Annotated in this window: 23 protein-coding genes and 1 pseudogene; 19 read left to right on the top strand and 5 right to left on the bottom strand. The window is 60.9% G+C overall.

What is annotated here, in order from left to right:
- Positions 1-179 precede the first annotated feature (179 nt).
- Positions 180-1,505, top strand: a complete 1,326-nt coding sequence (gene aceA, locus AB4O09_RS12155; protein ID WP_003203364.1) for an isocitrate lyase — start codon at positions 180-182, stop codon at positions 1,503-1,505.
- A 112-nt stretch (positions 1,506-1,617) separates the two neighbouring features.
- Here the strand turns inward: aceA and AB4O09_RS12150 are convergent, their stop codons facing one another.
- Entirely contained in the window at positions 1,618-2,331 is a 714-nt protein-coding gene (locus AB4O09_RS12150; protein ID WP_411740645.1) for a methyl-accepting chemotaxis protein, read from the bottom strand.
- 141 nt (positions 2,332-2,472) lie between these two features.
- Positions 2,473-3,510: pseudogene (locus AB4O09_RS12145) on the bottom strand (methyl-accepting chemotaxis protein); the annotation flags it as partial.
- Between the two features lie 272 nt (positions 3,511-3,782).
- On the opposite strand from AB4O09_RS12145, the gene AB4O09_RS12140 reads away from it, so the two are divergent.
- The 14 genes from AB4O09_RS12140 to nuoN all read left to right on the top strand — a co-directional run bounded on the left by AB4O09_RS12140 (position 3,783) and on the right by nuoN (position 19,389).
- The gene (locus AB4O09_RS12140) at positions 3,783-4,130 is read left to right on the top strand and encodes a hypothetical protein (RefSeq protein ID WP_155252620.1); all 348 of its coding nucleotides are present in this window, start codon (positions 3,783-3,785) and stop codon (positions 4,128-4,130) included.
- A gap of 319 nt (positions 4,131-4,449) precedes the next feature.
- A complete protein-coding gene (locus tag AB4O09_RS12135; RefSeq protein ID WP_003203367.1) occupies positions 4,450-4,863 on the top strand; it encodes an NADH-quinone oxidoreductase subunit A in 414 nt (137 codons plus the stop codon).
- 10 nt (positions 4,864-4,873) lie between these two features.
- Positions 4,874-5,548 carry a NuoB/complex I 20 kDa subunit family protein gene (locus AB4O09_RS12130; protein ID WP_013693708.1) on the top strand — a complete coding sequence of 225 codons (675 nt, stop codon included), beginning with the start codon at positions 4,874-4,876 and terminating at the stop codon, positions 5,546-5,548.
- 72 nt (positions 5,549-5,620) lie between these two features.
- A complete protein-coding gene (nuoC, locus tag AB4O09_RS12125; RefSeq protein ID WP_003203370.1) occupies positions 5,621-7,405 on the top strand; it encodes an NADH-quinone oxidoreductase subunit C/D in 1,785 nt (594 codons plus the stop codon).
- A 2-nt stretch (positions 7,406-7,407) separates the two neighbouring features.
- Positions 7,408-7,905 carry an NADH-quinone oxidoreductase subunit NuoE gene (nuoE, locus tag AB4O09_RS12120; RefSeq protein ID WP_003203372.1) on the top strand — a complete coding sequence of 166 codons (498 nt, stop codon included), beginning with the start codon at positions 7,408-7,410 and terminating at the stop codon, positions 7,903-7,905.
- Entirely contained in the window at positions 7,902-9,257 is a 1,356-nt protein-coding gene (gene nuoF / locus AB4O09_RS12115; protein ID WP_003203373.1) for an NADH-quinone oxidoreductase subunit NuoF, read from the top strand. Before nuoE ends, nuoF begins: the two co-directional genes overlap by 4 nt.
- Before the next feature lie 137 nt (positions 9,258-9,394).
- Complete coding sequence (nuoG, locus tag AB4O09_RS12110) at positions 9,395-12,109, top strand: NADH-quinone oxidoreductase subunit NuoG (RefSeq protein WP_003203377.1); 2,715 nt, start codon at positions 9,395-9,397, stop codon at positions 12,107-12,109.
- Positions 12,106-13,113 (top strand): NADH-quinone oxidoreductase subunit NuoH, encoded by a 1,008-nt coding sequence (gene nuoH / locus AB4O09_RS12105; RefSeq protein ID WP_003203379.1) that lies wholly within the window; start codon positions 12,106-12,108, stop codon positions 13,111-13,113. The genes nuoG and nuoH overlap by 4 nt, the downstream gene beginning before the upstream one ends.
- Positions 13,114-13,124: 11 nt before the next feature.
- Positions 13,125-13,673: an NADH-quinone oxidoreductase subunit NuoI gene (nuoI, locus tag AB4O09_RS12100; RefSeq protein WP_003180051.1), complete on the top strand. Its 549-nt coding sequence runs from the start codon at positions 13,125-13,127 to the stop codon at positions 13,671-13,673.
- A gap of 9 nt (positions 13,674-13,682) precedes the next feature.
- The gene (gene nuoJ, locus AB4O09_RS12095) at positions 13,683-14,183 is read left to right on the top strand and encodes an NADH-quinone oxidoreductase subunit J (protein ID WP_003203382.1); all 501 of its coding nucleotides are present in this window, start codon (positions 13,683-13,685) and stop codon (positions 14,181-14,183) included.
- 4 nt (positions 14,184-14,187) lie between these two features.
- On the top strand, positions 14,188-14,496 hold the full coding sequence (nuoK, locus tag AB4O09_RS12090) for an NADH-quinone oxidoreductase subunit NuoK (protein WP_003180046.1): 309 nt from the start codon (positions 14,188-14,190) through the stop codon (positions 14,494-14,496).
- Positions 14,493-16,346: an NADH-quinone oxidoreductase subunit L gene (gene nuoL, locus AB4O09_RS12085; protein ID WP_114731386.1), complete on the top strand. Its 1,854-nt coding sequence runs from the start codon at positions 14,493-14,495 to the stop codon at positions 16,344-16,346. The genes nuoK and nuoL overlap by 4 nt, the downstream gene beginning before the upstream one ends.
- 39 nt (positions 16,347-16,385) lie before the next feature.
- Positions 16,386-17,918 carry an NADH-quinone oxidoreductase subunit M gene (gene nuoM / locus AB4O09_RS12080; protein WP_013693710.1) on the top strand — a complete coding sequence of 511 codons (1,533 nt, stop codon included), beginning with the start codon at positions 16,386-16,388 and terminating at the stop codon, positions 17,916-17,918.
- A 7-nt stretch (positions 17,919-17,925) separates the two neighbouring features.
- A complete protein-coding gene (gene nuoN / locus AB4O09_RS12075; RefSeq protein ID WP_003203388.1) occupies positions 17,926-19,389 on the top strand; it encodes an NADH-quinone oxidoreductase subunit NuoN in 1,464 nt (487 codons plus the stop codon).
- Between the two features lie 122 nt (positions 19,390-19,511).
- Here nuoN and AB4O09_RS12070 read toward each other — a convergent pair whose 3' ends face one another.
- Positions 19,512-20,066: a TetR/AcrR family transcriptional regulator gene (locus AB4O09_RS12070; protein ID WP_003203390.1), complete on the bottom strand. Its 555-nt coding sequence runs from the start codon at positions 20,064-20,066 to the stop codon at positions 19,512-19,514.
- 126 nt (positions 20,067-20,192) lie between these two features.
- Here AB4O09_RS12070 and AB4O09_RS12065 point away from each other — a divergent pair, with 126 nt between their 5' ends.
- From AB4O09_RS12065 to AB4O09_RS12050, 4 genes are all read left to right on the top strand, one after another.
- Positions 20,193-20,837, top strand: a complete 645-nt coding sequence (locus AB4O09_RS12065) for a DJ-1/PfpI family protein (protein ID WP_460108263.1) — start codon at positions 20,193-20,195, stop codon at positions 20,835-20,837.
- Positions 20,838-20,860: 23 nt separating this feature from the next.
- Positions 20,861-21,391, top strand: coding sequence for a DUF2867 domain-containing protein (locus AB4O09_RS12060; RefSeq protein WP_013693712.1), 531 nt, complete (start codon positions 20,861-20,863; stop codon positions 21,389-21,391).
- Positions 21,392-21,484: 93 nt separating this feature from the next.
- Positions 21,485-22,594, top strand: coding sequence for an NAD(P)/FAD-dependent oxidoreductase (locus tag AB4O09_RS12055; protein WP_028237144.1), 1,110 nt, complete (start codon positions 21,485-21,487; stop codon positions 22,592-22,594).
- Positions 22,595-22,792: 198 nt separating this feature from the next.
- Entirely contained in the window at positions 22,793-23,269 is a 477-nt protein-coding gene (locus tag AB4O09_RS12050; protein ID WP_003203396.1) for a hemerythrin domain-containing protein, read from the top strand.
- A 56-nt stretch (positions 23,270-23,325) separates the two neighbouring features.
- Here AB4O09_RS12050 and AB4O09_RS12045 read toward each other — a convergent pair whose 3' ends face one another.
- Together AB4O09_RS12045 and ycaC are read right to left on the bottom strand one after the other, a co-directional pair.
- The gene (locus tag AB4O09_RS12045; RefSeq protein WP_013693714.1) at positions 23,326-24,204 is read right to left on the bottom strand and encodes a LysR family transcriptional regulator; all 879 of its coding nucleotides are present in this window, start codon (positions 24,202-24,204) and stop codon (positions 23,326-23,328) included.
- 240 nt (positions 24,205-24,444) lie between these two features.
- The gene (gene ycaC, locus AB4O09_RS12040; protein ID WP_003203400.1) at positions 24,445-25,074 is read right to left on the bottom strand and encodes an isochorismate family cysteine hydrolase YcaC; all 630 of its coding nucleotides are present in this window, start codon (positions 25,072-25,074) and stop codon (positions 24,445-24,447) included.
- Positions 25,075-25,116 lie beyond the last annotated feature (42 nt).

Here is a 25,116-nt window from a genome sequence, read left to right as displayed (position 1 = left end):
AGTTCGTATGGAGGCCCACGACGCCCGAATGCGCCCGCAGTTCGCCCCTACCTGCTCACTTTCCCCTCGAGCCCATCGTTCATCCCGTCGCCTCCCCGCCTGAACCGACTTGTACGCCAACCCCTGGTCGGCAGGAGCAGGAATTTTCCACCAAGACCTATGCGACGAGGTTTATCTCCATGGCACTGACACGCGAACAGCAAATTGCAGCCCTTGAAAAAGATTGGGCTGAAAACCCGCGCTGGAAAGGCGTGAAGCGCAATTATTCCGCTGCTGACGTCGTCCGTCTGCGTGGCTCGGTTCAACCTGAGCACACCCTTGCGAAAATGGGCGCCGACAAGCTCTGGAACCTGGTCACCCAGGGCGCCAAGCCAGCCTTCCGTCCCGAGAAAGATTTCGTCAACTGCATGGGCGCCCTGACCGGCGGCCAGGCTGTGCAGCAAGTCAAGGCCGGCATCCAGGCGATCTACCTGTCGGGCTGGCAAGTGGCCGCGGACAACAACTCCGCCGAGTCGATGTACCCCGACCAGTCGCTGTACCCGGTGGATTCGGTTCCAACGGTGGTCAAGCGCATCAACAACTCGTTCCGTCGCGCCGACCAGATCCAGTGGAAAGCCGGCAAGAACCCGGGCGACGAAGGCTACATCGACTACTTCGCGCCGATCGTGGCTGACGCTGAAGCCGGTTTCGGTGGCGTCCTGAACGCCTACGAGCTGATGAAAAGCATGATCGAAGCAGGCGCCGCCGGCGTTCACTTCGAAGACCAACTGGCTTCGGTGAAGAAATGCGGCCACATGGGCGGCAAGGTACTGGTTCCAACCCAGGAAGCTGTGCAGAAGCTGACCGCTGCCCGCCTGGCCGCCGACGTTGCCGGTGTACCAACCATCATCCTGGCCCGTACCGACGCCAACGCCGCTGACCTGCTGACCTCCGACTGCGACCCGTACGACCAACCGTTCGTAACCGGTACCCGCACCCAGGAAGGCTTCTACAAGGTGCGTGCCGGTCTCGACCAAGCCATCGCCCGTGGGCTGGCCTACGCACCGTACGCCGACCTGATCTGGTGCGAAACCGCCAAGCCGGACCTGGACGAGGCGCGTCGCTTCGCCGAAGCGATCAAGAAGGAATACCCAGACCAGATCCTGTCGTACAACTGCTCGCCCTCCTTCAACTGGAAGAAAAACCTGGACGACGCGACCATCGCCAAGTTCCAGCGCGAACTGTCCGCCATGGGCTACAAGCACCAGTTCATCACCCTGGCCGGCATTCACAACATGTGGCACAGCATGTTCAACCTGGCGCACGACTACGCCCGCAACGACATGACCGCCTACGTGAAGCTGCAAGAGCAAGAGTTCGCTGACGCCGCCAAGGGCTACACCTTCGTCGCTCACCAGCAGGAAGTGGGCACCGGCTACTTCGACGACATGACCACCGTGATCCAGGGCGGCACTTCGTCGGTGACCGCACTGACCGGTTCCACCGAAGAAGAACAGTTCCACTGATACACGCCGTAAACGGCCCTTGCGGACCGAGTAAAAGCTAACCGCAAAGCCGATGATCTGAAGCCCCGACTGGTTCGGGGCTTTTTTTTGCCGGTTTTTCCCGCTCCGTTTTTCACACCTTGAAGTGACTGACCAACTGCTGCAACTGGTTACCCAGGCGCGCCAGTTCGATGCTGGAGGCTGCGGTTTCTTCACTGGCTGAGGCGGTCTGCTCGGATACATCGCGCACGCTCAGGATACTACGGCTGATTTCCTCGGCCACCGAGCTCTGTTGCACCGCGGCGGCGGCAATCTGCTGGTTCATGGCCTGAATGCCGGAAACCGCCTGGGTGATGTTGCCCAGGGAGGTGCCGGCTTTGCCTGCCAATTCCACGCTGCTGTCGGTCAGTTCGCGGCTGTTTCGCATGATGCTCGATACCTGGCGCGTGCCGTTCTGCAAGCCCGCCACCAGGCTTTCAATCTCTTCGGTGGAATGCTGGGTACGCTGGGCCAATCCGCGCACTTCATCGGCGACCACGGCAAAACCGCGCCCGGCGTCACCCGCGCGAGCGGCCTCGATGGCGGCGTTAAGGGCCAGCAAGTTGGTCTGCTCAGCCACCGCCCTGATCACGTCCATGATCTTGCCGATGCGCCCGCTTTCCTGTTCCAGCTCGTTCATGGCTTCGACTGAACGCCCGACCTCGCCGGCCAGGCGCTCAATCTGAACGATGGCTTGCGCGACCACCTGGTCGCCAATACGAGCTTGTGCATCGGCCTCTGATGCAGCTGCGCGAGCTTGTTCGGCATTACGCGCGACTTCATGCACGGTGACCGACATTTCGTGCATGGCGGTAGCCACCTGATCGGTCTCGGTCTTCTGACTGTTGACCCCGGCACTGGTCTGCTCGGTGACAGCCGAGAGCTCTTCGGCGGCACTGGCGATTTGGGTAACGCCATCGCGGATGCCACCGATCAGGTCGCGCAAGGTGCTGCCCATGCGCTCAATACCCTGCTGCAAGACACCCAGCTCATCACGACGGGTCACGATCACGTGCTGCGTGAGATCACCTGCTGCAATGCGATCGACCACAGCCAATGTGTCCTGCAACGGCCGTGTAATCTGGCGGGTGATGATCAGGGCGGCAAAAATCCCCAACAACATCGCCAAGGCCGTACAACTCAGCTGCAGGATGCGCGCCTGGGCGCTGTCTTCGTCACGGGAGACCAGTTGGCTGGCATACATTTCGTCAGACAGACGAGTGATGGTTTCACCCAGATCGATAGTGTCCTGCACGGCCTTGCCAATGGCCTGATTGCTGGCAGTGAAATCCTGCACCGAACGGCGGTAAGCAATCAGCGCGGTTTCCAGCTGCTTGATGGTGTCGGCATAGGTCGGACCGAAAGCGCCGTTGAGGGTTTCGATGCCCTTGAGCGCATTTTCCAGCTGGCGGGCGGCGGCGAGCTCGGTGGCGCTGTTGGGGTTGCCGGTATAGCCACGCACTTCATAACGCACCAGTGCCAAGTCCTCTTTTGCCTTGAGGATGACCCTGTACAGCTCGAAACGGCGCTCATCCGAGGCAGGCATTGCTTCTACGTCATTGATGACTTTGGCAATCAGCGCGGCACCCTTGACCGCATTGACGCCCATCTCCTTGCGCATGGCCGCGTCATTGCGATAAGCCTCGCGCATCGTATTCAGTGCCACTTGATACTGCGTGCTGGCCTGCTCGATCAGCGCAAGTTTTTTCAGGTTTTCAGGTTTTCTCAACTCGTTTGCGAGGCTTTTCTGCTTGGCGACAAACTGGTCCAGCGACGCCTGGATCAATGCACCCTTTTGTTCATCTCCCCGGTCCAGCTGGTATTGCAAGCGTGCCCTGCGCAGGTGATCAAGACGGTTGCCGAGTTCGGTGATGCTGGTCATTCGATCAGTACGCTCGATCATTTTCCCCAGGCTGAACCAGCCGGTCGCGGCGAGGATAGCGGTCAGAAGCAGCACAACGGCAAAGCCCAAAGCCAGCTTGAGCATAACGCTCATATTCGCGATCCAAGAGTTCATGGCATTCCTTGTGGTCATCAGCCGCGAACGATGAAACCTGGCGCGGCTATCTAAGAAGGGACGTTAGCCTAATCAAGTATTGATATAGATGATTAGATGAATGAAGCACAAAGATAGCCATTTGACATCATTCATTCAAGGAAAGTCGAGGATGCATCGATTGGACGGGGGCTGGCGAGCAAAAATTGGCACGAGACCGGGCCTAAAGCACCACAGCGGTGTCGCTTAAACGTGCAAACCCCATGGCCACAGGTTCTGCATTGGCTCAACTGATCGACATTGATCTGACGAACCTGGTTTTTTCACCCGTTTTTTTTGAAGCAACCTACGCTGTAAGAGCAAGCCTGCATCTGTGGGAGTCAGGCTTGCCCGCGATGAACGATTACGCTGTCTGCCTCGGGACCGCGTTGCCGGCATCGCGAGCAAGCTTGGCTCCCACAGGAGCAGTCCCCGACACAGATCCAACCTTCACCGCCCCCTCCGTCACAAAACTTCAGCGCACGGGTAGAAAAATTGATCGAACGCAGTATTGGGCAGTCCGAAAAGGAGTAAAACGTTCGGCGCTGACAATTGCAGTAGCGGCGATGTAAGACAGTCTTTCAGGCACAACACAAAGTGCACCGTAGAAAGGCCGCTACAAATAATAATAATTATCATTTGGAAGTCATTATCATTGTTGCATTCCGCACAAAATATTATTGATGAATAACCGGCCAACGCCCACCAGGCCTGGGCCGCAGGGTCTTGGAGGCACGCTATGTCCTTATTCCAATAAATAATTTCGCTATAGGAATTTTACTTGCCCGGTGTTTAGCCATAAAATCACCGCGATTGATTGCTGCGACATATCGTCACTGCGTTATTTCATTCAAGCTCAGAGACCTTTGCTCTCTGTTAAGGATTTCCAGCATGTCCGAAGCGACAGGACTCATGGCCCACAATTGGGGCTTTGCCATTTTCCTTCTGGGCGTTGTTGGCCTGTGTGCTTTCATGCTCGGTGTGTCGAGCCTGCTTGGGTCAAAAGCCTGGGGCCGCAGCAAAAATGAACCGTTCGAGTCCGGCATGCTACCTACCGGTGGCGCCCGCTTGCGGCTCTCAGCCAAATTCTATCTGGTCGCGATGCTCTTCGTGATCTTCGATATCGAAGCCCTCTTTCTCTTTGCATGGTCTGTGTCCGTCCGCGAAAGCGGCTGGACCGGATTCGTCGAAGCTCTCGTTTTCATAGCAATTCTGTTGGCAGGTCTTGTCTACCTTTACCGAGTGGGGGCGCTTGATTGGGCTCCGGAAGCTCGGCGCAAGCGGCAAGCGAAGCTGAAACAATGAGGCTTTGGCAATGCAATACAATCTCACCAGGATCGACCCCGATGCTCCTAACGAGCAGTATCCGATTGGCGAACGGGAAACCGTTGCCGATCCGTTAGAAGATCAAGTCCACAAAAACATCTTCATGGGCAAGCTCGAAGACGTGCTGAACAGCACGGTCAACTGGGGTCGCAAGAACTCCCTGTGGCCGTACAACTTCGGCCTTTCGTGCTGCTACGTGGAAATGACCACCGCCTTCACGGCGCCCCACGACATCGCGCGCTTTGGCGCCGAGGTGATCCGGGCATCGCCACGCCAGGCGGATTTCATGGTTATCGCCGGTACCTGCTTCATCAAGATGGCGCCGATCATCCAGCGTCTCTACGAGCAAATGCTCGAACCTAAGTGGGTTATCTCCATGGGTTCGTGCGCCAACTCCGGTGGCATGTACGACATCTACTCCGTCGTTCAAGGGGTGGACAAGTTCCTGCCCGTGGACGTCTACGTGCCCGGCTGCCCGCCTCGCCCTGAAGCTTTCCTGCAAGGCCTGATGCTGTTGCAGGAGTCGATTGGCCAGGAGCGTCGCCCACTGTCCTGGGTCGTTGGCGATCAAGGCGTCTATCGCGCCGACATGCCATCGCAAAAGGAACAGCGCCGCGAACAGCGTATCGCAGTCACCAACCTGCGCAGCCCCGACGAAGTCTGATCCAGCTCTGCTCTGCATAAGAAACGAGAACCTGGCTTCATTCTTTACGTTGACCGAAAGCGATAAATAACCATGACTACAGGCAGTGCTCTGTACATCCCGCCTTACAAGGCAGACGACCAGGATGTGGTCGTCGAACTGAACAACCGTTTTGGCCCCGAGGCGTTCACCGCCCAGCCGACCCGCACCGGCATGCCGGTGCTTTGGGTTGCCCGCGCCAAACTCGTCGAAGTCCTGACCTTCCTGCGCAACCTGCCCAAGCCGTACGTCATGCTCTATGACCTGCACGGCGTGGACGAGCGCCTGCGCACCAAGCGTCAAGGGCTGCCCGACGGCGTCGATTTCACCGTGTTCTATCACCTGATGTCGATCGAGCGTAATAGTGACGTAATGATCAAGGTCGCCTTGTCCGAGAGCGACCTTAGCGTGCCGACCGTGACCGGCATCTGGCCGAACGCCAACTGGTACGAGCGTGAAGTGTGGGACATGTTCGGGATCGACTTCCCCGGCCACCCGCACCTGACCCGCATCATGATGCCGCCGACCTGGGAAGGTCACCCGCTGCGCAAGGACTTCCCGGCCCGTGCCACCGAGTTCGACCCGTTCAGCCTGTCCCTGGCCAAGCAACAGCTCGAGGAAGAAGCCGCGCGCTTCAAGCCTGAAGACTGGGGCATGAAGCGTTCGGGCGCCAACGAGGACTACATGTTCCTCAACCTCGGCCCGAACCACCCTTCGGCCCACGGTGCGTTCCGCATCATCCTGCAGCTGGACGGCGAAGAGATCGTCGACTGCGTGCCTGACATCGGCTACCACCACCGTGGCGCCGAGAAAATGGCCGAGCGCCAGTCCTGGCACAGCTTCATCCCGTACACCGACCGCATCGACTACCTCGGCGGCGTGATGAACAACCTGCCGTACGTGCTGTCGGTCGAGAAACTGGCCGGGATCAAGGTACCGGAGAAGGTCGACGTCATCCGCATCATGATGGCCGAGTTCTTCCGTATCACCAGCCACCTGCTGTTCCTGGGGACCTATATCCAGGACGTGGGGGCCATGACCCCGGTGTTCTTCACCTTCACCGACCGCCAGAAGGCCTACACGGTGATCGAAGCCATCACCGGTTTCCGCCTGCACCCGGCCTGGTACCGCATCGGTGGTGTTGCCCACGACCTGCCACGCGGCTGGGAAAAGCTGGTCAAGGACTTCGTCGAGTGGATGCCCAAGCGCCTGGACGAATACACCAAGGCTGCCCTGCAGAACAGCATCCTCAAGGGTCGTACCATCGGGGTCGCCGCCTACAACACCAAAGAGGCCCTGGAATGGGGCGTCACCGGTGCCGGCCTGCGTTCCACCGGTTGCGACTTCGACCTGCGCAAGGCGCGCCCCTACTCCGGCTACGAAAACTTCGAATTCGAAGTACCGCTGGCGGCCAATGGCGATGCCTACGACCGCTGCATGGTTCGCGTCGAGGAAATGCGCCAGAGCATCAAGATCATCGACCAATGCATGCGCAACATGCCGGAAGGCCCGTACAAGGCGGATCACCCGCTGACCACGCCGCCGCCAAAAGAGCGCACGCTGCAACACATCGAGACCCTGATCACGCACTTCCTGCAGGTTTCGTGGGGCCCGGTCATGCCGGCCAACGAGTCCTTCCAGATGATCGAAGCGACCAAGGGCATCAACAGTTATTACCTGACGAGCGACGGCGGCACCATGAGCTACCGCACCCGGATTCGCACCCCAAGCTACCCGCACCTGCAGCAGATCCCTTCAGTGATCAAAGGCAGCATGGTCGCGGACTTGATCGCGTACCTGGGTAGTATCGATTTCGTTATGGCCGACGTGGACCGCTAAGCATGAACAGCACGCTTATCCAGACAGACCGTTTCGCCCTGAGCGAAACCGAGCGCTCGGCCATCGAGCACGAGCTGCATCACTACGAAGACCCGCGCGCGGCGTCGATCGAAGCCCTGAAGATCGTCCAGAAGGAACGTGGCTGGGTGCCTGACGGCGCGCTCTACGCCATCGGCGAGATCCTCGGCATCCCGGCCAGCGACGTCGAAGGCGTGGCCACCTTCTATAGCCAGATTTTCCGCCAGCCAGTAGGCCGTCACATCATTCGTGTCTGCGACAGCATGGTCTGCTACATCGGTGGCCACGAATCGGTGGTCGGCGAGATCCAGAACAAGCTGGGCATCGGTCTGGGCCAGACCACCGCCGACGGTCGTTTCACCCTGCTGCCAGTGTGCTGCCTGGGTAACTGCGACAAGGCGCCAGCGCTGATGATCGACGACGACACCTTCGGTGACGTCCAGCCTGACGGCGTCGCCAAACTGCTGGAGGGCTACGTATGACCCTGACTTCCTTCGGGCCCGCCAACCGCATCCAGCGTTCGGCCGAAACCCATCCCCTGACCTGGCGCCTGCGTGACGACGGCGAAGCCGTATGGCTGGACGAGTACCAGGCCAAGAATGGCTACGCCGCTGCGCGCAAGGCGTTCAGCGACATGGCCCAGGACGACATCGTCCAGACCGTGAAAGACTCCGGCCTCAAGGGCCGTGGCGGCGCGGGCTTCCCCACGGGTGTGAAGTGGGGCCTGATGCCCAAGGACGAATCCATCAACATCCGCTACCTGCTGTGCAACGCGGACGAAATGGAGCCCAACACCTGGAAAGACCGCATGCTGATGGAGCAACTGCCCCATCTGCTGATCGAAGGCATGCTGATCAGCGCCCGCGCGCTGAAAACCTACCGTGGCTATATCTTCCTGCGTGGCGAATACACCACCGCCGCCAAGCACCTGAACCGTGCCGTGGAAGAAGCCAAGGCCGCCGGCCTCTTGGGCAAGAACATCCTGGGCTCGGGCTTTGATTTCGAGCTGTTCGTCCACACCGGTGCCGGACGCTACATCTGCGGTGAAGAAACCGCACTGATCAACTCCCTGGAAGGCCGTCGCGCCAACCCACGTTCCAAGCCGCCCTTCCCTGCCGCTGTAGGCGTGTGGGGCAAGCCGACCTGCGTGAACAACGTCGAGACCCTGTGCAACGTGCCGGCGATCATCGCCGACGGCGTGGACTGGTACAAATCCCTGGCCCGTGACGGCAGCGAAGACATGGGCACCAAGCTCATGGGCTTCTCCGGCAAGGTCAAGAACCCTGGCCTGTGGGAACTGCCATTCGGCGTCACCGGTCGTGAGCTGTTCGAAGACTACGCTGGCGGCATGCGCGACGGCTACAAGCTCAAGTGCTGGCAGCCTGGCGGCGCCGGTACCGGGTTCCTGTTGCCGGAACACCTGGACGCCCAAATGTACGCCGGCGGCATCGCCAAGGTCGGCACCCGCATGGGTACCGGCCTGGCCATGGCGGTGGACGACAGCGTGAACATGGTGTCGCTGCTGCGCAACATGGAAGAGTTCTTCTCCCGTGAGTCGTGCGGTTTCTGCACCCCTTGCCGCGATGGCCTGCCATGGAGCGTCAAGCTGCTGCGGGCCCTTGAAAACGGCGAAGGCCAGGCCGGCGACATCGAGACCCTGCTGGGTCTGGTGGGTTTCCTCGGCCCAGGCAAGACCTTCTGTGCTCACGCACCGGGTGCCGTGGAGCCGTTGGGCAGCGCGATCAAATACTTCCGTCCAGAGTTCGAAGCCGGCATCGCGCCCACCAGCGCCGTCGTCCCGCCTCTGGCAAAGCCGATCGTAGTCGGCGCGTAAACGCTTAAAAAGGCGAAGGGTCCGTGCCCTTCGTCTTCTCGTGTGATGACGCCGTAAACGGCTGTGTTGATTCACGCGAATAACAAGATTCCATTAGCCACGCCCGCTGACACCGGGCCAACGAAGAACTTTGAACCATGGCCACTATCCACGTAGACGGCAAAGAGCTCGAAGTCGATGGCGCAGACAACCTGTTACAGGCATGTCTGTCGCTGGGCCTCGACATTCCTTATTTCTGCTGGCACCCCGCCCTTGGCAGCGTTGGCGCTTGTCGCCAGTGCGCGGTCAAGCAGTACACCGACGAAAACGACAAGCGTGGTCGGATCGTCATGTCCTGCATGACCCCTGCCACCGACGGCAGCTGGATCTCCATCGACGACGAAGAAGCGAAAGTGTTTCGCGCCAGCGTCGTCGAATGGCTGATGACCAACCACCCTCACGACTGCCCGGTCTGTGAGGAAGGCGGCCATTGCCACCTGCAAGACATGACGGTGATGACCGGCCACAACGAGCGCCGTTATCGCTTCACCAAGCGTACCCACCAGAACCAGGACCTCGGCCCGTTCATCTCTCACGAGATGAACCGCTGCATCGCCTGCTACCGCTGCGTGCGTTTCTACAAGGACTACGCCGGCGGCACCGACCTGGGCGTGTTCGGCGCCCACGACAACGTGTACTTCGGTCGCGTTGAAGACGGCACCCTGGAAAGCGAATTCTCCGGCAACCTCACCGAGGTCTGCCCGACCGGTGTGTTCACCGACAAGACCCACTCCGAGCGCTACAACCGCAAGTGGGACATGCAGTTCTCGCCGAGCATCTGCCATGGCTGCTCCAGCGGTTGCAACATCTCCCCGGGCGAGCGCTACGGTGAACTGCGTCGCATCGAAAACCGCTTCAACGGTTCGGTGAACCAGTACTTCCTGTGTGACCGTGGTCGTTTCGGCTATGGCTACGTCAACCGCAAGGATCGTCCACGCCAGCCGCTGCTGGCAAACGGCGCCAAGCTGAGCCTGGACCAAGCGCTGGACAAGGCCGCCGAGCTGCTGCGCGGTCGCAACATCGTCGGCATCGGTTCGCCACGGGCCAGCCTGGAAAGCAACTACGCGCTGCGTGAACTGGTCGGCGCCGAGCACTTCTACAGTGGCATCGAAGCCGGTGAGCTGGAACGCATCCGCCTGGTGCTGCAAGTGCTCAAGGACAGCCCGCTGCCCGTGCCGAACATGCGCGACATCGAAGACCACGACGCGGTGTTCGTCCTCGGTGAAGACCTGACCCAGACCGCCGCCCGCATGGCCTTGGCCCTGCGCCAGTCGGTCAAGGGCAAGGCCGAAGACATGGCCGACGCCATGCGCGTCCAGCCTTGGCTCGACGCTGCCGTGAAGAACATCGGCCAGCACGCGCTGAACCCACTGTTCATCGCCAGCCTCGCTGAAACCAAGCTCGACGACGTGGCCGAAGAGTGCGTCCACGCCGCCCCTGACGACCTGGCCCGCATCGGTTTCGCCGTGGCCCACGCCCTGGACGCCAGCGCCCCGGCCGTCGACGGCCTGGACAGCGAAGCGGCCGCTCTGGCCCAACGCATCGCCGACGCCCTGCTGGCGGCCAAGCGCCCACTGATCATCGCCGGCACCTCGTTGGGTTCCAAGGCGCTGATCGAAGCCGCGGCCAACATCGCCAAGGCCTTGAAGCTGCGCGAGAAGAACGGTTCCATCAGCCTGATCGTGCCGGAAGCCAACAGCCTTGGCCTGGCCATGCTCGGTGGTGAATCGGTGGACGCCGCCCTGCAAGCGGTGATCGACGGCAGCGCCGACGCCATCGTGGTGCTGGAAAACGACCTGTACACCCGCACTGACAAGGCCAAGGTCGATGCCGCGCTGAACGCCGCGAAAGTGCTGATCGTCGCTGACCATCAGAAAACCGCCACCACCGACCGCGCCCACCTGGTGCTGCCGGCGGCGAGCTTCGCCGAAGGCGACGGTACGCTGGTCAGCCAGGAAGGTCGCGCCCAGCGCTTCTTCCAGGTCTTCGACCCGCAATACCTGGACGCCAGCATCCTGGTTCACGAAGGCTGGCGCTGGCTGCACGCCCTGCGCGCCACCCTGCTGGACCAGCCGATCGACTGGACACAACTGGACCACGTTACCGCCGCCGTCGCTTCGAGCAGCCCGCAACTGGCCGCCATCGTCGACGCCGCACCGTCCGCCTCGTTCCGCATCAAAGGCCTGAAGCTGGCGCGCGAACCGCTGCGCTACTCCGGCCGCACCGCCATGCGCGCCGACATCAGCGTTCACGAACCACGCACCTCCCAGGACAACGACACTGCGTTCTCGTTCTCCATGGAAGGCTACTCGGGCTCGACCGAACCGCGCTCCCAGGTGCCATTCGCCTGGTCGCCGGGCTGGAACTCGCCGCAAGCCTGGAACAAGTTCCAGGACGAAGTCGGTGGTCACCTGCGTGCAGGCGACCCGGGCACCCGCCTGATCGAAAGCCAGGGCGATCACCTGAGCTGGTTCGCCAGCGTGCCGCGCGCCTTCAATCCGGCACCGGGCACCTGGCAGGTCGTGCCGTTCCATCACCTGTTCGGCAGCGAAGAGAACTCTTCCAAGGCCGCACCGGTGCAGGAACGCATTCCGGCCGCCTACGTGTCGCTGGCCAAGTCCGAAGCCGACCGCCTGGGCGTCAACGACGGTGCCCTGCTGAGCCTGAACGTGGCCGGCCAGACCTTGCGTCTGCCGCTGCGCATCAATGAAGAACTGGGCGCCGGCCTGGTGGCCCTGCCGGCTGGCCTGGCAGGCATCCCGCCAGCTATTTTCGGCAAAACCGTCGACGGTCTGCAGGAGGCAGCGCAATGAGCTGGTTCACCCCTGAAGTGATCGCTGTGATCCTGACGGTCCTCAAGGCCATCGTGATCCTGCTGGCCGTGGTGGTCGCAGGCGCACTGTTGAGCTTCGTCGAACGTCGCCTGCTGGGCTGGTGGCAGGACCGCTACGGTCCGAACCGCGTCGGCCCATTCGGCATGTTCCAGATCGCCGCCGACATGATCAAGATGTTCTTCAAGGAAGACTGGACGCCGCCGTTTGCCGACAAGGTGATCTTCACCCTGGCACCGGTGGTCGCCATGAGCGCCTTGCTGATCGCCTTCGCGATCATCCCGATCACCCCGACCTGGGGTGTGGCGGACCTGAACATCGGCCTGCTGTTCTTCTTCGCCATGGCCGGCCTGTCGGTGTATGCGGTGCTGTTCGCCGGCTGGTCGAGCAACAACAAGTTCGCCCTGCTGGGCAGCCTGCGGGCCTCGGCCCAGACCGTGTCCTACGAAGTGTTCATGGGCCTGTCGCTCATGGGCATCGTGATCCAGGCCGGCTCGTTCAACATGCGCGACATCGTCGAGTACCAGGCCCAGAACCTGTGGTTCATCATTCCGCAGTTCTTCGGTTTCTGTACCTTCTTCATCGCTGGCGTGGCCGTGACTCACCGTCACCCCTTCGACCAGCCGGAAGCGGAGCAGGAACTGGCCGACGGTTACCACATTGAATATGCCGGCATGAAATGGGGCATGTTCTTCGTCGGTGAATACATCGGGATCATCCTGATCTCGGCGCTGCTGGTAACGCTGTTCTTCGGTGGCTGGCACGGTCCGTTCGACATCCTGCCGCAACTGTCCTTCGTCTGGTTCGCCCTGAAGACCGCGTTCTTCATCATGCTGTTCGTCCTGCTGCGCGCCTCGATCCCGCGCCCACGCTACGACCAGGTGATGGACTTCAGCTGGAAATTCTGCCTGCCGCTGACCCTGATCAACATGCTGGTGACCGCTGCGATCGTTTTGATGAACGCGCCTGCGGCCGCGGTTCAGTGAGGATTTGACCCATGTTCAAATATATTGGCGACATCGTTAAGGGTACCGGTACCCAACTGCGAAGCCTGGTCATGATCTTCGGCCATGGCTTTCGCAAGCGCGACACCCTGCAATACCCGGAAGAGCCGGTCTACCTGGCACCACGCTATCGTGGCCGCATCGTCCTGACCCGCGACCCCGACGGCGAAGAGCGCTGCGTGGCCTGCAACCTGTGCGCCGTGGCGTGCCCGGTGGGTTGCATCTCGCTGCAGAAAGCTGAAACCGAAGACGGTCGCTGGTACCCGGACTTCTTCCGTATCAACTTCTCGCGCTGCATTTTCTGTGGCCTCTGCGAGGAAGCCTGCCCGACCACCGCGATCCAGCTCACGCCGGATTTCGAAATGGCCGAGTTCAAACGTCAGGACCTGGTGTACGAGAAAGAAGATCTGCTGATTTCCGGTCCCGGTAAAAACCCTGATTACAACTTCTATCGTGTTGCAGGTATGGCCATTGCCGGTAAGCCAAAAGGCGCCGCGCAGAACGAAGCCGAACCGATCAACGTGAAGAGCTTGCTGCCTTAAGGAAGAAAGATGGAATTCGCTTTCTATTTCGCATCGGGTATCGCGGTGGTGTCCACGCTTCGTGTGGTCACCAACACCAACCCCGTGCACGCCCTGCTCTACCTGATCATTTCGCTGATCGCCGTGGCCATGACCTTCTTCGCCCTCGGTGCACCGTTCGCCGGTGCCCTGGAAGTGATCGCCTACGCCGGCGCCATCATGGTGCTGTTCGTGTTCGTGGTGATGATGCTCAACCTCGGCCCGGCCGCGGTCCAGCAGGAACGCTCCTGGCTCAAGCCCGGCATCTGGGCGGGACCGGTAATCCTGTCCGCCCTGCTGCTGGGTGAACTGCTGTATGTGCTGTTCGCTCACCAGAGCGGCCAGGCCATCGGCCACACCACCGTAGACGCCAAGGCCGTGGGCATCAGCCTGTTCGGTCCGTACCTGCTGGTGGTCGAACTCGCCTCGATGCTGCTGCTTGCCGCAGCCGTCACGGCGTTCCATTTGGGCCGTAACGAGGCGAAGGAGTAATCACATGCCTGCTATCCCTCTCGAGCATGGTCTGGCGGTTGCCGGCATCCTGTTCTGCCTCGGTCTGGTTGGCCTGATGGTCCGCCGCAACATTCTGTTCGTGCTGATGAGCCTGGAGGTCATGATGAATGCCTCCGCCCTGGCTTTCATCGTCGCGGGCGCTCGCTGGGCGCAGCCGGATGGACAGATCATGTTCATCCTGGTGATCAGCCTGGCAGCCGCCGAGGCCAGTATCGGCCTGGCGATCCTGTTGCAGCTGTATCGCCGCTTCCACACTCTCGATATCGACGCTGCCAGCGAGATGCGCGGATGAACCTAATCTTTCTGACTTTCGTATTCCCCCTCATTGGTTTCCTGCTGCTGTCGTTCTCCCGTGGACGCTGGTCGGAAAACCTTTCGGCGCTGGTTGGCGTGGGTTCCATCGGCCTGTCTGCCATCGTCACGGCCTACGTGATCTGGCAGTTCAACGTCGCCCCGCCCGAAGGCGGTGTGTATGTGCAGGTGCTGTGGCGCTGGATGGCGGTGGAAGGCTTCACGCCGAACTTCGCCCTCTACCTGGACGGCCTGTCCATCACCATGCTCGGCGTGGTGGTCGGCGTGGGTTTCCTGATCCACCTGTTCGCCTCCTGGTACATGCGCGGTGAAGCCGGTTACTCGCGCTTCTTCGCCTACACCAACCTGTTCATCGCCAGCATGCTGTTCCTGGTGCTCGGCGATAACCTGTTGTTCCTGTACTTCGGCTGGGAAGGCGTGGGCCTGTGCTCGTACCTGTTGATCGGTTTCTACTACAGCGACCGCAACAACGGGAATGCCGCACTCAAGGCGTTCATCGTCACCCGGATCGGCGACGTGTTCATGGCCATCGGCCTGTTCATCCTGTTCCAGCAACTGGGCACGCTGAATATCCAGGAACTGCTGGTCAAGGCGCCCGAGCACTTCAAGGTCGGTGACTTCTGGATCGTCCTGGCGACCCTGATGCTGCTGGGCGGCGCCGTTGGTAAATCCGCGCAACTGCCGCTGCAAACCTGGTTGGCGGACGCGATGGCCGGCCCTACCCCGGTCTCGGCACTGATCCACGCCGCGACCATGGTGACCGCTGGCGTCTACCTGATCGCCCGTACCCACGGCCTGTTCGCCCTGGCGCCGGACATCCTGCACCTGGTGGGCATCGTCGGCGGCGTGACCCTGGTACTGGCCGGTTTTGCCGCGCTGGTACAAACCGACATCAAGCGCATCCTCGCCTACTCGACCATGAGCCAGATCGGCTACATGTTCCTGGCCCTGGGCGTTGGTGCCTGGGAAGGCGCGATCTTCCACCTGATGACCCACGCCTTCTTCAAGGCGCTGCTGTTCCTTGCTTCCGGTGCGGTGATCGTTGCCTGCCACCACGAGCAGAACATCTTCAAGATGGGCGGCCTGTGGAAGAAACTGCCGTTGGCCTACGCCAGCTTCATCGTTGGCGGCGCGGCCCTGGCGGCCCTGCCACTGGTCACCGCCGGCTTCTACTCCAAGGACGAGATCCTCTGGGAAGCGTTCGCCAGCGGTAACCAGGCACTGCTCTATGCCGGCCTGGTGGGTGCGTTCATGACCTCCCTGTACACCTTCCGCCTGATCTTCATCGCGTTCCATGGTGAAGCCAAGACCCAAGCCCATGCCGGCCATGGCATTGCTCACTGGCTGCCACTGTCGGTGCTGATCGTGCTGTCGACCTTCGTCGGCGCCATGATCACCCCACCGCTGGCCGATGTGCTGCCGCAAAGCGTCGGCCATGCCGGCGGCGAAGCCAAGCACAGCCTGGAAATCGCCTCGGGCGCCATCGCCCTGGCAGGTATCCTGCTGGCCGCCCTGCTGTTCCTGGGCAAGCGTCGTTTCGTCACGGCGATCGCCAACAGCGGTATCGGGCGATTCCTTTCGGCCTGGTGGTTCGCCGCCTGGGGCTTCGACTGGATCTACGACAAACTGTTCGTCAAGCCATACCTTGCGATCAGCCACATTCTGCGCAAAGACCCGCTCGACCAGACCATTGGCCTGATCCCGCGCATGGCCAAGGGCGGCCACACTGCCCTGAGCCGTACCGAGACCGGTCAACTGCGTTGGTATGCGGCTTCCATGGCGGCTGGCGCCGTGCTGGTTATCGGCGCCATCGTGCTGGTAGCGGTCTGATATGAACCTTGCGAACTTGCGAAAGGAAACGAGCCCGTCATGATTCTGCCCTGGCTAATCCTGATCCCCTTCATCGGCGGCCTGCTGTGCTGGATCGCGGAGCGCTCCAGCTCCACGCTCCCGCGCTGGATTGCGCTGCTGACCATGTCCCTGGAACTCGCGCTCGGCCTCTGGCTGTGGGCGACCGGCGACTATTCATTTGCTCCGGCTCCTGGCGCCGATCCAACCTGGGCGCTTGAATTCAAGCATGCCTGGATCGCGCGCTTCGGCATCAGCGTGCACCTGGCCCTCGACGGCCTGTCGCTGCTGATGATCCTGCTGACCGGCCTGCTGGGTATCCTCTCGGTACTCTGCTCCTGGAAAGAGATCCAGCGTCACGTGGGTTTCTTCCACCTGAACCTGATGTGGATCCTGGGCGGCGTCATCGGCGTGTTCCTGGCGCTGGACCTGTTCATGTTCTTCTTCTTCTGGGAAATGATGCTGGTGCCGATGTACTTCCTCATCGCGCTCTGGGGTCACAGTTCTTCGGACGGCAAGAAAACCCGGATCTACGCGGCGACCAAGTTCTTCATCTTCACCCAGGCTTCCGGCCTGATCATGTTGGTGGCGATCCTTGGCCTGGTGCTGGTCAACTTCAACAACACCGGTGTGATTACCTTCAACTACGCCGACCTGTTGAAAGTGCAGATGTCCAAGACCACCGAGTACGTGCTGATGCTCGGCTTCTTCATCGCCTTCGCGGTGAAGCTGCCAGTGGTGCCGTTCCACTCCTGGCTGCCGGACGCCCACGCCCAGGCGCCGACCGCAGGTTCCGTGGACCTGGCGGGTATCTTGCTCAAGACGGCGGCCTACGGCCTGCTGCGCTTTGCCCTGCCGCTGTTCCCCAATGCGTCGGCCGAGTTCGCGCCGATCGCCATGACCCTGGGCCTGATCGGGATTTTCTACGGTGCGTTCCTGGCGTTCGCCCAGACCGACATCAAGCGCCTGATCGCGTTCTCCAGCGTTTCGCACATGGGCTTCGTGCTGATCGGGATCTACTCCGGCAGCCAGCTCGCCCTGCAAGGCGCGGTGATCCAGATGTTGGCTCACGGCCTGTCGGCGGCGGCGCTGTTTATCCTCAGCGGCCAGTTGTACGAGCGCCTGCACACCCGGGACATGCGTGAGATGGGCGGCATCTGGTCGCGCATCGCCTACCTGCCGGCCATCAGCCTGTTCTTCGCAGCCGCTTCTCTGGGCCTGCCAGGCACTGGCAACTTCGTCGGCGAGTTCCTGATCCTGATCGGCACGTTCGCCAGCGCTCCGTGGATCACCGCCATCGCCACCTCCGGCCTGGTGTTCGGTTCGGTCTACTCGCTGATCATGATCCACCGTGCCTACTTCGGCCCGACCAAGTCGGACGAAGTGCTGCGCGGCATGGACGGTCGCGAACTGATCATGGTGCTCGGCCTTGCGGTGCTGCTGGTTTACCTCGGCGTTTCCCCGCAACCGTTCCTCGACACCTCTGCCGCCACGATGCATGGCGTGCAGCAGTGGCTCGGCACCGCCTTCTCTCAACTCGCTTCGGCCCGGTAAGAGCGCTATGGAATTCACGATTCAACACTTTATCGCGCTTGCGCCGCTGTTGATCACCAGCGCCACGATCATCGTGGTGATGCTGGCGATCGCCTGGCGCCGCAATCACTCACAGACCTTCCTGCTGTCGGTGGCGGGGCTGAACCTGGCCCTGCTGTCGATCTTGCCGGCCCTGAAAGTCGCGCCCCTGGCGGTCACCCCGCTGATTCAGATCGACAGCTTCGCCTGCCTGTACATGGCGTTGATCCTGGTCGCCACCCTGGCCTGTGTCACCCTCGCCCACGCCTACCTCGGCGATGGCGGTTCGGGTTACCCGGGCAACCGCGAAGAGCTGTACCTGCTGATCCTGATGGCCGCCGCCGGTGGCCTGGTCCTGGTCAGCGCGCAGCACCTGGCCAGCCTGTTCATCGGCCTGGAACTGCTGTCGGTACCGGTCTATGGCCTGGTGGCCTACGCCTTCTTCAACAAGCGCTCCCTGGAAGCCGGCATCAAGTACATGGTGCTGTCGGCGGCCGGTTCCGCGTTCCTGTTGTTCGGCATGGCCCTGCTCTACGCCGAAGCCGGCACCCTGAGCTTCGTCGGCATCGGCCAGGCCCTGGCCGCCACCGGCCTGCCTAGCCCGATCGCGCAACTGGGCCTGGGCATGATGCTGATCGGCCTGGCGTTCAAGCTGTCGCTGGTACCGTTCCACCTCTGGACCCCGGACGTCTACGAAGGCGCCCCGGCGCCAGTGGCGGCGTTCCTGGCCACCGCTTCGAAAGTGGCGGTGTTCGCGGTCATGGTGCGTCTGTTCCAGATCTCGCCAGTGGCCAGCAGCGGTGTGCTGAGCAACGTACTGACCATCATCGCCATCGCGTCGATCCTGTTCGGTAACCTGCTGGCACTGACCCAGAGCAACCTCAAGCGTCTGCTGGGTTACTCGTCCATCGCCCACTTCGGCTACCTGCTGATCGCCCTGATCGCCAGCAAGGGCCTGGCCGTGGAAGCCATCGGCGTGTACCTGGTCACCTACGTGATCACCAGCCTCGGCGCCTTCGGTGTGATCACCCTGATGTCCTCGCCGTACAACGGCCGCGACGCCGACGCCCTGTACGAATACCGCGGCCTGTTCTGGCGCCGTCCGTACCTGACCGCCGTGCTGACCGTGATGATGCTGTCCCTGGCCGGCATCCCGCTGACCGCCGGCTTCATCGGCAAGTTCTACATCATCGCCACCGGCGTCGAGGCTCACCAATGGTGGCTGGTCGGCTCCCTGGTGCTGGGCAGTGCCATCGGCGTGTTCTACTACCTGCGCGTCATGGTCACCTTGTACCTGATGGAACCGAACCTGCGTCGCCACGACGCCGAGTTGCACTGGGAACAGAAGGCAGGCGGCGTGATGCTGCTGGCCATCGCCGTACTGGCGTTCTTCCTCGGTGTGTACCCGCAGCCGTTGCTGACCCTGGTTCAGCAGGCTGGCTTGACGGGCTGATCGTGTAGCGGTAGATCGTAGAAAACAGAAACGGCACCTTTGGGTGCCGTTTTTTTTTAGGCCAGTGCCATGGACGTTAGCCTTGGACACTATTTATTCAGTTACCCGATATAGCTCATGACTCAGGCCCGCCACGGTGCAAGCGCCCCTTCGAAAAGTGAAAAGGCTCCATGCAGGAAACGGTTGAAGCGAGCGGCATCACGCCGCAGCCCTGCCTGCTGACCACCAATCAGGCACAGATGGGCCACCTGACCAATCACTTCTGCTTGCCCTGGCATATGGACCAGGCGGCGGCACGTCCGTATCGCGAAATCCAGTCGTCTTGTGTCAACACGCTGCTGAAACTCGCCTACCAACGGATCGTGCAACGACCAGGCTCGGATGGAAACTTCCCGCCCAGGTTGTTTCTCAGCGGCAATACTCAAATAGCGTTTCAGGATTTCGCCCGCGCTACTGCCCTGCCCCGCATAAGCGAGCATGCGCTCCGTGTAGTCTTCTTCCCAAGCGGCCAGCAAGGTGCGGACAAAATCCTCGCGATTGCGAAAATGGTGATAGAACGATCCGCGGGTCACATTCAATCGGCGCGATAGACTCTCGGCCGAAACACCGGTATGCCCTATTTGGTCGAGGGCCTCAAAACCAGCCGCGATCCAATGGTTACGAGTCAGTTTTCTCAACGGTCATTTCGCTCCCTATTTAGCGCCATACAGACTGTGTATGGCGCGTAACCGATCGGTACGCTGCGAACACCAGCAGAGATGGCCGTTGCGTTTTGCACGCCAGCACTTTTCATGGAGCTCGCCTTGAAGAAAATCGTTCTGGTTGCTTTCGACCAATTCACTGATATCGACCTATTCCTGATGTGGGACATCTTAGGCCGCAACACTGAGGACTGGCACGTCCGAATATTGGGTTCCAGCGCTATCGTGCGGTCGGCGCACGGCCTGCCTGTTTCGGTGAACGGTCCGCTTTGCGAGGCCAACAGTGCCGACGCGGTATTGTTCGTCAGCGGCAAGGAAGGAATACCCGCTGCACTTGCCGCCCCGGATTTCCTGCCGTCGTTCGAACTTGACTCCAGACGCCAGCGAATCGGCTCCATATGCGCCGGAGCTTTCATTCTCGAACGGCTTGGGCTGCTCAACGGCCCAGCCACTACCCACCCGGATGCGCGATCGAGCTTGCAAGCTCTGGGACTTGAACCCATGGACCAGCCTCTTGTATGCCAGGGGAACGTTGCAACCGCTGGTGGATGCCTTTCGGCGCTCTATCTGGTGGGATGGTTGGTTGAATCCTGGTTCGATGCCGACAAGCGCCGTGCGACGTTGCTCCCTGTTCTGCCGGCTGGGCAGCAAGCGCTCTATGATGCCTTGATCGGGCTCAGTATCCGACAAGGAGAAGTTGGCGCCTTCCAACAAAAAACGCGACATGGCATGTCGTCGAATTGGTAGTTAGAACTCAGGAGAGATCCCCGATGCCCCGAGAATTTGAGCTCATTATGTCCGTGCCAGTCCCCTCAGGGTCCGGCATCACCCACCTTTACAAGTCGATGAACCTGGCGGACGCTTTTGCGATTCGGCTTCCTGCGGGCACATCCGGCAATCCAGATTTGCTGGCTCGATTCATCTTTTCCCACCAGCCATCCTGGATCGGATGGCTCCTGAAAGTCCGGGACACTGTCGTTGCCTGTTTTGGCCTCAAGACAGCCAGACATTTGGCAACCCTTGCTGATCGGGTAGGCGTCTTCAAGGTCTACAGCACGAATCAGACTGAAATCGTGTTGGGAGAAGACGACAAGCACCTCGACTTCCGGATATCGATCCTGTGTTCTGGAGAGGCAGAGCCAGAAGACAGTCGCCAGTTGGTTCTTTCAACCGTGGTCCAGTGCCACAACCGTCTAGGCCGGGCCTACATCTTCGTTATCGCCCCATTCCACCGCTTGGTTGTCAAGGCCAGCCTCCTGCGTGCAGCACGCGTCGGTTGGCCTCTGGCTACCTGCCCCTGAGGCTGGGAGCGCTGTATGGCCCACGCTACATCCACTTCCCAAGCAGGGCTATCCTCAACCCGCCAACCTGCGATCCCTGAAGGAGGAACAACGTTGAGTGTCGATATCGAGTGCGTCGTCGTAGGCGCTGGGGTCGTCGGGCTTGCCGTGGCGCGAGAGATGGCCCGAGCCGGGCATGAAGTGCTGCTGATCGAAGCCGCCGAAGCCATCGGCATGGGCATCAGCTCGCGCAATTCCGAAGTCATCCATGCGGGCATCTATTACCCACCGGGCAGTCTCAAGGCGCAGTTGTGCGTCGAAGGCCGACACCAGCTGTACACCTTTTGTGAAAGCCACGGCGTCGCCACCCGCCGGCTCGGCAAGTTGATCGTTGCCACGGATCAGGCGCAGGTGGCCGGACTCGAAACATTGCTTGAGCGTGGCTTGATGAACGGCGTGGACGACCTGCGCCTGCTCGACCAAGAACAGGCGCAGGCATTGGAACCGGCCCTGGCCTGTGTCGCCGCGCTGTATTCGCCTTCCACCGGTATCGTCGATTCCCACGCTCTGATGCTGGCCTTGCTGGGTGACGCCGAAGCGGCCGGGGCGAACATTGCTTTCCACACGCCTTTACTGGGTGCTCGCGTCATCACTGGGGGGTTCATGCTGGAATTGGGCGGCACGGCGCAAATGACCTTGTCCTGTCGCCTGCTGATCAACGCCGCCGGCCTCCAGGCACCTGCCCTCGCCCGCCGCATCGAAGGCCTGGAGATGCAATCGGTGCCCGAGGACTTTTTGTGCAAGGGCAACTACTTCAGCCTCGCCGGGCGAGCACCGTTCCGGCACTTGGTCTATCCCGCCCCGGAAGCCGCCGGCCTGGGCATCCACATGACGCTGGACCTGGCCGGCCAGGCGCGCTTCGGCCCGGACACAGAATGGGTCGAGTGCGAGGACTACCGAGTGGATCCGGCCCGGGCCGAAGCGTTTTACCCGGCGATCCGCAATTATTGGCCGGGCCTGCCGGACCAGAGCCTGCAACCGGCCTACAGCGGCATTCGCCCGAAGATCTGCGCGCCCGGCGAACCGGCCCGCGACTTTGTCATCAGCAGCGAGGCCGAACACCGGGTGCCAGGGTTGATCAACCTGCTCGGGATCGAATCGCCCGGGCTGACGTCCTGCCTGGCAATCGCCAGCCGGGTCCGACAACGGATCGAAAATGTCTAGCCACCAGCGCAAAGTGCAACGCGTTTTGCCCCCCGCTCATGCAGCTTGCACGACGCCGGAAATTCTTTGCGTTTCAACTTATTGTTTTTAAAGGGTTTTAAATCGATCTTCGGCTGGCACAGCTGATGCAATTCAGCTCTTACGCGGCGTAGGCGTCTCCAAGCCTGCCCGCTTCCGTGTATTGCCGAGGAGCTACCCATGAATGCCATCGATCTGTTGAAAGCCGACCACGAACGCGTCAAAGCCATCCTGACTCAACTGAGCGAGTCGACTGAACGCGCCGTGAAAAAACGTACCGACCTGTTGGCGAAACTGGAAATGGAAATTTCCATCCATACCCGCCTGGAAGAAGAAATTCTTTATCCGGCTTTCAAGCAGGCCGGTGGCAAGGACGAGGCCGAAATGTATTACGAGGCCAAGGAAGAACACCGTACCGTCGACTCCCTGGTGCTGCCAGACCTGAAAGCCACCGATCCAACCCAGCCGGAATTCGCCGGTCGGGTGAAAGTGGTCAAGGAACTGCTTGAGCACCACATCGAGGAAGAAGAAAAGGAAATGTTCCCGCACGCGAAAAAACTGCTGGGCAAGGCAAAACTCGATGCCTTGGGTGCAGACATGGAAACCATGAAAGCGCAGTACAAAAAAGAACTGAGCAGCGCCAACCTCGCCGCCTGATCAAAGCACCGTAGATGCTTCAGCCGTCATGTGACGGCTGAATGCGCTGCGGTGCTTTATTGCATTTGTTCACGCAAGAATTCCACCAACGCCTGAACCGGGCGTGCACTTTGCCGATGCTGGGGATACACCGCAGATAGCGCCAGCGGTTCGGTCTCGAAACCTTCCAGGACCTTGATCAGCCGCCCATCCTTCAAGGCGTCGCCGAGGATGAAAGCGGGCAGATAGGTGATGCCCATGCCGGCGATGGCCGCGTCCCTGAGCAAATCCCCGTTATTGGCGCGCATGCGTCCCGTGACCTCCAGGGTCAGCGGTTTGCCGGCCCCCACGAAACGCCACTGCACCTGACGACTGTGACCATAGGGCAGGCAGTCGTGATTGCGCAGGTCTTCAGGCCGCGCGGGTGTGCCTTTTTGCGCCAGGTAGGTCGGGCTGGCGCAGTACACCCGCTCGATAGTCGCGATGCGCCGGGCAATCAGCGTCGAATCCTCCAGCACGCCGATGCGCAGCGCCAGGTCATAGCCCTCTCCCAGCAGATCCACCGAGCGGTCGCTCAGGTCCACCTCGACGCTGACACCCGGATAGCGCTGCAGAAACAGCGGCAGCAGGCTGCCCAGGTGCGCCACGGCGAAGGACAGCGGTGCGCTGAGGCGAATGGTGCCGCGGGGTTCGCTGGTCTGGCCGCTGATGCCCTGCTCCACCTGTTCGACTTCATTGAGCAGGCGCAGCGCCGCTTCGTAATAGCGCTGGCCCAGGGGCGTGACGTCCAGCCGCCGGGTCGAGCGATTGAGCAGGCGTACGCCCAGGCGTTGTTCCAGTTCCATCAGCTTGCGGCTGACGAACTGCTTGGACAGCCCCAGTTTTTCCGCCGCAGCGGTGAAACTGCCCGACTCCATGACCTGGGCAAAGATGCGCATTTCTTCGAAGGGGTTCATTGTCATTCCTGGGGTGGACAGTCAGGGGGATTGGCTGGGCATTGTGGTCTTGGTGAGTCAGATTGCCTAGCTGTTGAATGTGCCACCGCTATCGCGAGCAAGCTTTGCTCCCACAGGTTTTCCCACAGATCCAATTGTGAGAGCAAAGCTTGCTCGCGATAGCGGTGGCACAACTTGCGAGGCGCTGATGCCAGACACAAAAACGCCCGCACAAGGCGGGCGTCGTTCAGCATGGACTGCTTACTTGGCCGTCAGCGCCGAGTAGCTGTTCATCAGGTTGCGGTAGTTCGGAATGCGCTGGGACAGCAGGTTGCCCAGGCCTTCGATGTCGTTGCGCCAGTCGCGGTGCAGCTCACAGGCCACCGAGAACCAGTTCATCATCTGCGCGCCGGCAGCGGTCATGCGTACCCAGGCGGCCTGTTGCACGGTTTCGTTGAACGTACCCGAGGCGTCGGTCACCACGAACACGTCAAAACCTTCAGCCAGCGCCGACAAAGTCGGGAACGCCACGCAGACATCGGTGACCACGCCAGCGATGATCAGTTGCTTGCGGCCGGTGGCCTTGATCGCCTTGACGAAATCTTCGTTGTCCCAGGCATTGATCTGGCCTGGACGCGGGATGTACGGCGCGTCCGGGAACATTTCCTTGAGCTCCGGCACGATCGGACCGTTAGGGCCTTTTTCGAAGCTGGTGGTCAGGATGGTCGGCAGTTCGAAGAACTTCGCCAGGTCGGCCAAGGCCAGCACGTTGTTCTTGAACTCGTTGGGCGAGAAGTCCTGGACCAGGGAAATCAGGCCGGTCTGGTGATCGACCAGCAGGACGACCGCGTCGTCTTTGTTCAGACGGTTGTAGGCGGGAACGTTGCTCATGGGATGACTCCTTTGGGATGGATGTATTGAAAAACAATGTGG

The organism is Pseudomonas sp. H1_F01 (assembly GCF_054681425.1).
The sequence above is the reverse complement of the archived record's forward strand: the minus strand, read 5'-3'. Positions and strand labels throughout refer to the sequence as shown.

Bases quoted from the DNA above. Each gene is read 5' to 3' on its own strand.
- AB4O09_RS12060 (WP_013693712.1), top strand. From the start codon at position 20,861: ATGCCCCGAGAATTTGAGCTCATTATGTCCGTGCCAGTCCCCTCAGGG.
- nuoG (WP_003203377.1), top strand. From the start codon at position 9,395: ATGGCCACTATCCACGTAGACGGCAAAGAGCTCGAAGTCGATGGCGCA.
- AB4O09_RS12135 (WP_003203367.1), top strand. From the start codon at position 4,450: ATGTCCGAAGCGACAGGACTCATGGCCCACAATTGGGGCTTTGCCATT.
- nuoM (WP_013693710.1), top strand. From the start codon at position 16,386: ATGATTCTGCCCTGGCTAATCCTGATCCCCTTCATCGGCGGCCTGCTG.
- nuoH (WP_003203379.1), top strand. From the start codon at position 12,106: ATGAGCTGGTTCACCCCTGAAGTGATCGCTGTGATCCTGACGGTCCTC.
- AB4O09_RS12045 (WP_013693714.1), bottom strand. From the start codon at position 24,204: ATGAACCCCTTCGAAGAAATGCGCATCTTTGCCCAGGTCATGGAGTCG.
- aceA (WP_003203364.1), top strand. From the start codon at position 180: ATGGCACTGACACGCGAACAGCAAATTGCAGCCCTTGAAAAAGATTGG.
- AB4O09_RS12050 (WP_003203396.1), top strand. From the start codon at position 22,793: ATGAATGCCATCGATCTGTTGAAAGCCGACCACGAACGCGTCAAAGCC.
- nuoF (WP_003203373.1), top strand. From the start codon at position 7,902: ATGACCCTGACTTCCTTCGGGCCCGCCAACCGCATCCAGCGTTCGGCC.
- nuoC (WP_003203370.1), top strand. From the start codon at position 5,621: ATGACTACAGGCAGTGCTCTGTACATCCCGCCTTACAAGGCAGACGAC.
- AB4O09_RS12140 (WP_155252620.1), top strand. From the start codon at position 3,783: ATGGCCACAGGTTCTGCATTGGCTCAACTGATCGACATTGATCTGACG.
- nuoN (WP_003203388.1), top strand. From the start codon at position 17,926: ATGGAATTCACGATTCAACACTTTATCGCGCTTGCGCCGCTGTTGATC.
- nuoJ (WP_003203382.1), top strand. From the start codon at position 13,683: ATGGAATTCGCTTTCTATTTCGCATCGGGTATCGCGGTGGTGTCCACG.
- nuoK (WP_003180046.1), top strand. From the start codon at position 14,188: ATGCCTGCTATCCCTCTCGAGCATGGTCTGGCGGTTGCCGGCATCCTG.
- nuoL (WP_114731386.1), top strand. From the start codon at position 14,493: ATGAACCTAATCTTTCTGACTTTCGTATTCCCCCTCATTGGTTTCCTG.
- AB4O09_RS12130 (WP_013693708.1), top strand. From the start codon at position 4,874: ATGCAATACAATCTCACCAGGATCGACCCCGATGCTCCTAACGAGCAG.
- ycaC (WP_003203400.1), bottom strand. From the start codon at position 25,074: ATGAGCAACGTTCCCGCCTACAACCGTCTGAACAAAGACGACGCGGTC.
- nuoI (WP_003180051.1), top strand. From the start codon at position 13,125: ATGTTCAAATATATTGGCGACATCGTTAAGGGTACCGGTACCCAACTG.
- AB4O09_RS12150 (WP_411740645.1), bottom strand. From the start codon at position 2,331: ATGCACGAAATGTCGGTCACCGTGCATGAAGTCGCGCGTAATGCCGAA.
- nuoE (WP_003203372.1), top strand. From the start codon at position 7,408: ATGAACAGCACGCTTATCCAGACAGACCGTTTCGCCCTGAGCGAAACC.